We start from the raw sequence: 7,675 nt of genomic DNA on the forward strand, positions 1-7,675 counted from the left end.
AATAAAAAAATGATTGTTAATAAAAATATATTGGTTATAACGCCTTTTTTCGCACCGGAAACTCATGCGGCAGTTTTCAGGGCACATAAATTGGTAAAATATTTGAAAAAAGCAGGTTGGAATCCTATTGTTTTAACTGTTGATACTAACTATGTATACAATGAAGATGAACATTTGCTAAAGGAACTTGATGACGTTCCAATTTACCGTGCAAGATATATTGAACCAACATTAAGGGGTGTTAGAATGGCACTGACAGGAAAAGACCTGACCTTTAAAACTCTTAAAAAACAAGGCTATTATAATTCTGTTCTTAACAACAAAAATGATGTATCAGATAAGGATAAACCGACTAATATAGCTTTGAAGACAAGTATTTGGTCAAGGTTCTATAATTATCTTCTTGAACACCACCTTAATAATCCTGATCGATATTGGACGTGGAAAAAAAATGCTGTGGCATTGGCAGAGAACATCATAAAGAAAGAGAATATTGGGATTATCTATACTTCATCACTTCCATTTACAACTCTAGAAATTGGATCAAGACTTAAATTGAATAATCCATCATTAAAATGGGTTCTTGACTATCGTGATCCTGTTATGTATGCTTATAAAACACATTCACAATTGTCTACAGTTAAAGCAAGACAATACAAAATAGAAAAAAAAGCATTTACCTTAGCAGATAAAATTACAATGTTGGGATATTCATATACGCTCATATACCATGAGATGTATAACGGTCTTTTTGATGACAAAATTTCATTTATACCTACAGGGTTGGATGACGATTTAATTCCTCAAAACATTGAACCTGATAATGACATTATTGAATGGATATTTGTTGGAGAGTATCTTCATGAATATAAAGATTATTTTTTTCAAATATTTAGAAAATTTCAGGAAAAACATTTAGAATTTGCCTCAAAAATAAGAATAAAAATTATTGGCAACAAAAACATTAATTTGCCAATAATTTTGCCTTATGCTGCTGACCTGATACAGGCTGGAATTATTTCTCTTATAGATCATATGCCTCAAAAGGAACTTTATCAGCATATTAAAAATGCGGATGCGGCTATTTTAATCCCAGGATATAAAGCACATTGGTGGAATAACTTTGCAAAGATGGTAGACTATATTGCATTACAAAAGCCAGTTTTGGCAATGATTCCTAACCCTAGTGAAGCCCGGTCAGAATTGATTAAGGCTGGTTTGGGAGTTTTTATTGATGATGATGTAGATGGTGTTGAAAATATGAAAAAATTAGTTAGCGGAGAATTGCAGATGAATACGAATTTACAATATTGTACGCAATATTTAGCATCTAATCAAGCGGCTTCATTTATTAAAATTTTTGAATCTTTGCAGTTATGAAAGGACTTTCAGTCATTATCCCAACACTTAACAGGACAGATTTTCTGATCCCCACCCTGCATGATATCTTGCGGCAACAGGTTAACCAGCCCTATGAGATTATTGTTGTGGACCAGTCTCAACACAAAGATCAGCAGGTCATCACCCTTGCGAATCAGCATCCGTTGTTACATTATTATCACATTGATTTTTTTCGAGGCCTCCCCGAAGCCCGAAACTATGGCGCACAAAAAGCGCAATATGATATTCTGGTTTATATCGACGATGATATAGAATGTAAGCCTGATTTTTTGCAGCATCATTGGGACACCTATGTGCAACTCCCGGATGTCGCAGTTGTTGCAGGTGGTATTACGGAAAAATTCAAAAATAATCCTGATAGCGTAATTGGGCAATTTGTCAGTAAAACCGCAACCCCCTTAAGAAGCTTTCACAAGGAAGGTTTTTTAGAAGTAGACCATGCAGGAGGTGGGAACTTTTCCATTACAAAGAATTTTTTTTTAAAGGTCAATGGAATGGACGAAAACCTGACTAAAGGTGCGGCCTTGTATGAAGAGACAGATCTTTGCCTGAGGGTAAAAGAGGCAGGAGGTAAAATATGGTTTAATTCTGCTGCACATGTTATCCATTTAGCAGCAGATACAGGAGGATGCAGGGTTTCCGATATTAAGAAGTACATGTATAATCTGGTGCGTAACCGCTCTCTGATTATCTCAAGACATCTGAAGGGATTCCACAGAATAACGGCAAAAGCAGAACTTTTCCGCCTTGTCTTGGCTTATGCCGTATCTTATAAAAAACCTTCACTAATTAAAACCTTTTTTACAGCGGGTATAGAAGGTCAAAGAACGGGGATGAAACCTACAAAAATGACAGTGTATGAGAGATAGAACACTCCTCATATTCTCCTACGATTTTCCTCCCAATGACGGTGGTGTTGCCCGGCTGTGTGCAGAAATTGCCGAAGGGATGCAGCCTTATTACCGCGACATTACAGTGCTTACACACAAAAAAAATGCGCTGCCATTATCGTACCATCGGGACCATCTCAAAATTATCGAAATCGATGCCCCGCGAGGGCGACTTGAGTGGCGGCTGTTTAAGTTCCTGCGGAGGTGGGATAACAAAGCGCAAACCGATATTCTCTGTGGGCTTTATCACCCTGAGGCCAGCCTTGCATGGCTGGCGGGTTTTAAGAAGCTCTATATTTTGGGGCATGGCACCGAGTTTTTAGCCGGTCCTTCACCCTTCCGCCAAAAGTTTTGGCTTCCCGTTTATGCCTCATTTATTTTAAGACGGGCAAAGGCTGTGATTGCCAATTCCCGCTACACGGCAGGGTTGATACAGATGGTTAGCCCCCAAGCTACTATTGAGGTTTTACCATTGGGGGTGAACCCCGATTTTTTCCGCCCTTGTGCACCCAAAAGCAATGACGGCCATCTCCACCTGGTAACAGTATCCCGAATTTTGAAATTTAAAGGCTATGATTTTGTTGCGCAGGTTATTGCGGGGTTACCGGAGCATTACCGCAGCAGAATCCGCTGGACCATTGGCGGCAAGGGCAGTTATCTGGAGGAGTTTCAGCGGCTGATCCGGCAGTTGGGATTAGAAGCGCAGGTTGATTTTTGCGGATTTGTCCCGGATGAAGACCTTCCCAAGGTGTATAGTTCTGCTGACGTCTTTATAATGCCTACCCGCGAAAAAGCAGGCGATACCAGTGTGGAAGGTTTTGGTCTGGTCTTTTTGGAAGCGCAGGCTTGCGGAACGCCATCCATAGGCGCCAAAACCGGAGGTATTCCTGATGCCGTAATCCCGGGAGAAGGCGGATGGCTCATAGACCAAGACAATACAGAAGAGCTCTCTGCTTTACTAACGTCATTGATTGACCAGCCCGCAGCTGTTACCGCACAAGCGGCTGCCGGGAGAGAAAGGGTAGTAAGTACAGCCAACTGGAGCTATTACTGTCAGCAACTAGATAAGATCCTTAGCCGATGATTCCTATAGAGCATTATATCCTACTCTATTATGTGGGTGTGGCATTGCTTATATTCGTTGCTGCAATGCAGTTGTCTGTCTATAAGAATGGTGAGATTCTTTCTGATACGGTTTTGCATACGCTTGAGGTTCTCTTTTTGGGCTTTGTGATCCTTTATATTGGTGCAAGAGACCCTTATGCCAGTTCAAAATATCTTGGGGATACACGAACTTATACCAGAACCTTTGACAGGATATTATCAACAGATCTTTCAGAATCAAAGGATGTCGGTTTTTATCTGTATATGAAACTGATGCGCCCTTTTGGAATTAAAGTATTTTATCTGTCTAGTGCAGCCATTTATGTTTTATTACCGTACATCACGTTTAAAAAATGGTTTGGGCAATATGCTATCCTTGCATCCATTGTCTCGATTGTGTCCATGTCTTTTTTTGCTTTTGGTATGAATACGATGCGCAATGGTCTGGCCGTTGCCATTTTTCTTTTTGGGCTTGGTTTTTTTCGCAGTAGCAAAATTTTATTTATCCTGTTGCTCTGGCTGTCCACGACTTTTCACAGCTCGATGTATTTGCCCATTCTGGCCTTAGCGGTGGCTTATTTTGTAAAAGATTCTAGAGTACTGATTGGTATTTGGGTTATCGCTGCTGTCATCGCTTATTTTGTCGGTGATGCAATGGAACAAACGGTCAGCACTTTTTTCAATACCCTCGGTTTCGAAGATGCAAGGACCGATAATCTTTTTAGTGATGAGTTTAAAGCCATTGTTACGCGGCGTTACCGGTTGGATTTTGTGCTTTACAGTGCGGTGCCTATTGCCGTGGGTGCTTATTACCAATATAAAAAGGGCTATAAAGACCGTTTTTACCTTTGGATTTATAATACCTATATTATTGCGAATACCTATTGGCTCCTGATGATCTATGCGGCATTTACAGACCGGACAGCCTACCTCTCTTGGATGCTGATGCCTACCGTTTTGGTTTACCCGGTTCTTAAAAAATGGATTTTTGTAAACCAGTACCGGTATTTGGCGGGCCTTATCCTGATAAGTTTTATCTTTACACTGATTATAGCCTTTAAATAATGAACCAACCCCTGATAACCATATTTACGCCGACATATAACCGAGGAGACTTACTGCCCCGGCTTTATAACAGCCTAAAAGCCCAGACGGTTAAAAATTTTGAATGGGTCATTGTGGATGATGGTTCATCTGACCTTACTGCAGAAGTTGTCAATCATTTTATGAAGGAAAACATGCTACCTATTACTTTTTTGCAAAAAGAGAATGAAGGCAAGCATATTGCCATCAACCAAGGAGTGGAGTTGGCAAAAGGCGAACTTTTTTTTATTGTTGACAGTGATGATTATCTTACAAAGGATGCTGTAGAAACAATATTGTATCATAAAAGTAAAATTAAAAGTAACGAATTTTGTGGATTAATATTTAATAGATTAGATCCGTTAGGTCATGTTATTGGTGGAGATCACGGCATTGATGAAATAATATCTTCTTTGTATGATTTAAAATTAAAGTTAACTTCTGATAAAGCAGAAGTTTTTAAAACCGATATAATTTCAAAATTTAAGTTTCCTCAATTTATAGGGGAAAAATTTGCACCAGAAGCTTTGGTTATGTTTAGAATGTCTGGTATTTATAAAGTACATTATATTAATAAGGGGATTTACGTAGGAGAATATTTAGAAGGTGGACTTACTTCCTCAATAACTAAGGTTAGGATGATGAGTCCTAGATCTACAACTCTTTACTATATTGAACAATTTCAAAGAGGGCATAATGTATTAGAAAAAATAAAATCAGTAATTAATTATTATAGGTTTCAGAGTAACGATTTTACAATAAAGCATAAAATACCATTTTTATTTAAAATTTTAAAACCTTTTGGTGTTGCGATGTTTATAAAAGATAAATTTCAATTGAAAAAATGAAATTAACAGTATTATTCTTAGGGAGAAATGGAGCCGGTCCAAAGTATGCATTTGAAATGACTAAGGCCTTATTGCAGCAAAATGAAGTAAACTGTCAGGTTGTTATTCCAAATAATATAGACAATTTAAGCGAATGGCAAAATCTAACTATTATTTTTCAAAACCTAGAAATAGTAACAGTAGAAACCTATACCAACAAAAAGCAATTTTTGTTCTCAATTTTTAATATTTTTCTTTACCACAAAATAGCAAGTATTATTAAAAATTATAACCCTGATTGGATATATCTTCCTATGGGTTCTTTGCTCAATCCCGGAGTTTTTTTGTTTCTTAAAAATTATAAAAAAATTTATACTTTGCATGATCCCATTCTACATTTGGGGGAAAAATCATACTTTGTTGAATTTTTAAGAAAGATGGAAATCAAGCAATGTGAAAAAATTGTTTTACTGAATACATATTTTATTAATAAGGTGTCAACAATTTATAATTTAAAAAAAGAAAATATATTTGTTATACCCCATGCTGGATTTTTTAGTAGCGAAGTACCGAATTATCCAGATTATTTTTTAAATAAAGTATTATTTATTGGACGTATTGAAAAATATAAAGGAATAGATCTATTATTGGATACAATAAATCTTGTTGTTCAAGAGAAAAAAGATATAATTTTAACCATAGCAGGTAAAGGTGATCTAGCTCCTTATAGAAAAAAGATTGATAAAATTAGATCTCATATTGTAATTAAAAACCATTGGTTGTCTGAGGTAGAAATGGAGGTTCTTTTGAAAGAGAATGATTTTGTAATACTACCATATATTGATGCAAGTCAGTCTGGAGTCATTCCGATGGCTTATGGCAATGGTAAAATTGTTATAGTAACAAACATTGGAGCCTTAGCAGAACAAGTACCAAAAAATCTTGGTCTTTGCGTTAATGCGGAATCTAAGGATATTGCTCATGCTGTTAATCAATTGTATAACATGCCATTTGAAAAATTTATTGAGATGAGTAAGAATTCTTATAGCTATGCTAAAGAGGAACTTACCTGGCAATCTTCAGCGGAAAAATTGATTAAAATATTGAGCTAACAATGAGATTTTGAAAAAATATCACCGTGATTCATAATATCCATTTTGATAACAAAAAGCAGTAATCATTATTTAAAAATTCCTCGATAAAAGTGGAGTACATATTTTGCAAGTTATTCTTTATTAATAATAATTCTTTTTTAGGATATAGAAACACAGTTGACATTTATTCTAATTCCTAGCTAATCTTTAGGGGTATAAGAAAGGCAATTAGATTACTTATTTTTTTAATACAGTAATTCTTGAATATATAACTTTGCAATTGAAAAATTTAAATTTTAAAAAGAAACCTAAGTGGTATCGGAAGTTATTGTGCTATAATAGAACTGGTGTTAGTGCTCTGGAGGATTCTGCTTTGCGAATCGTAGTCTGATTAGGGGGCCTGTCTGTATAAAGAAGTCGATGGTTTTGCCGTTGGCTTTTTTTATGCACATTGGCGGGGAGATGGGTGCGTTTGGGAGTTTGAGAGTGGGAGGGTTTGAGAGTTTGAGAGATGATAGAGGGATAGACAAGAGGCTTCGACGGACTCATCGGGATAGTTTTTTTATAAATGATAGGTGATAAATGATAGATGATGGGGAGATGGGAGATGGATGCTTTGAAAGGCACAGCGTGGCAGGTTTTAGAGTTTGGGAGTGGGATAGACGGATAAATGATAGACAAGAGGCTTCGACAGGCTCAGCATGACAGGTTGGGGGGGGAGACTTGGAGAGCGGCGGGGATGGTGTTTTTCGGCAAAAAGGGTCGTTAATGGCGGAGGGGCATGGTGGTGTTCCGGTGTTTTTGGAGTTTTGCCCTGTGATCACAACGGGTTTCACAGGTGTACCCTCCACATCTGAATTTTTAATTTAAAACACTGACCTATCATGGCAAGACAAAAAAGTATTATTAAACTGAACGGCACACTGGGTGACATCACCTTCTACCGTTCCAAAGACGGGTATATGGCCCGCGAAAGAGGCGGCATCCCCGCTGCCCGTATCCACAGCGACCCTAAATTCCAAAGGATGCGCGAAAACATGGCGGAATTTGGCCGCGCCGGCAAGGCGGGCAAGCTGCTGCGCAACAGCATCCAGGCGCTCCTGCGGACGTCGGCAGATCCAAGGATGGTGTTGAAATTCTTAAAATATCGCCAATAAATGGTGAAATACTTGAACGGAAAGAAGAAACCCAATTTACATATTGACAAATTATTACTGCACATAATAACCAGAGTTTCGTTGGGCTCGAAGAGCCAACAATGAAACTCCTGTTGAAC

Annotated in this window: 6 protein-coding genes and 1 pseudogene; all 7 read left to right on the forward strand. The window is 37.7% G+C overall.

The features are described 5' to 3' along the window. Nucleotides 1-9: 9 nt before the first annotated feature. Nucleotides 10-1,380 (forward strand): glycosyltransferase family protein, encoded by a 1,371-nt coding sequence (locus AC00Y6_RS14495; protein ID WP_474491326.1) that lies wholly within the window; start codon nt 10-12, stop codon nt 1,378-1,380. Further along, nucleotides 1,377-2,270, forward strand: a complete 894-nt coding sequence (locus tag AC00Y6_RS14500) for a glycosyltransferase family 2 protein (RefSeq protein WP_474491327.1) — start codon at nt 1,377-1,379, stop codon at nt 2,268-2,270. The genes AC00Y6_RS14495 and AC00Y6_RS14500 overlap by 4 nt, the downstream gene beginning before the upstream one ends. Further along, on the forward strand, nt 2,260-3,375 hold the full coding sequence (locus tag AC00Y6_RS14505; protein ID WP_474491328.1) for a glycosyltransferase family 4 protein: 1,116 nt from the start codon (nt 2,260-2,262) through the stop codon (nt 3,373-3,375). The genes AC00Y6_RS14500 and AC00Y6_RS14505 overlap by 11 nt, the downstream gene beginning before the upstream one ends. Beyond that, on the forward strand, nt 3,372-4,460 hold the full coding sequence (locus AC00Y6_RS14510; protein ID WP_474491329.1) for an EpsG family protein: 1,089 nt from the start codon (nt 3,372-3,374) through the stop codon (nt 4,458-4,460). The genes AC00Y6_RS14505 and AC00Y6_RS14510 overlap by 4 nt, the downstream gene beginning before the upstream one ends. Continuing rightward, nucleotides 4,460-5,326, forward strand: a complete 867-nt coding sequence (locus AC00Y6_RS14515; RefSeq protein WP_474491330.1) for a glycosyltransferase family 2 protein — start codon at nt 4,460-4,462, stop codon at nt 5,324-5,326. Before AC00Y6_RS14510 ends, AC00Y6_RS14515 begins: the two co-directional genes overlap by 1 nt. After that, nucleotides 5,323-6,417: a glycosyltransferase family 4 protein gene (locus tag AC00Y6_RS14520; RefSeq protein ID WP_474491331.1), complete on the forward strand. Its 1,095-nt coding sequence runs from the start codon at nt 5,323-5,325 to the stop codon at nt 6,415-6,417. Before AC00Y6_RS14515 ends, AC00Y6_RS14520 begins: the two co-directional genes overlap by 4 nt. A gap of 866 nt (nt 6,418-7,283) precedes the next feature. After that, nucleotides 7,284-7,529 (forward strand): annotated as a pseudogene (locus tag AC00Y6_RS14525) (hypothetical protein); the annotation flags it as partial. Nucleotides 7,530-7,675 lie beyond the last annotated feature (146 nt).

It is taken from the genome of Epilithonimonas sp. (genome assembly GCF_056329745.1).

Bases quoted from the DNA above. Each gene is read 5' to 3' on its own strand.
- AC00Y6_RS14495 (WP_474491326.1), top strand. From the start codon at position 10: ATGATTGTTAATAAAAATATATTGGTTATAACGCCTTTTTTCGCACCG.
- AC00Y6_RS14500 (WP_474491327.1), top strand. From the start codon at position 1,377: ATGAAAGGACTTTCAGTCATTATCCCAACACTTAACAGGACAGATTTT.
- AC00Y6_RS14505 (WP_474491328.1), top strand. From the start codon at position 2,260: ATGAGAGATAGAACACTCCTCATATTCTCCTACGATTTTCCTCCCAAT.
- AC00Y6_RS14510 (WP_474491329.1), top strand. From the start codon at position 3,372: ATGATTCCTATAGAGCATTATATCCTACTCTATTATGTGGGTGTGGCA.
- AC00Y6_RS14515 (WP_474491330.1), top strand. From the start codon at position 4,460: ATGAACCAACCCCTGATAACCATATTTACGCCGACATATAACCGAGGA.
- AC00Y6_RS14520 (WP_474491331.1), top strand. From the start codon at position 5,323: ATGAAATTAACAGTATTATTCTTAGGGAGAAATGGAGCCGGTCCAAAG.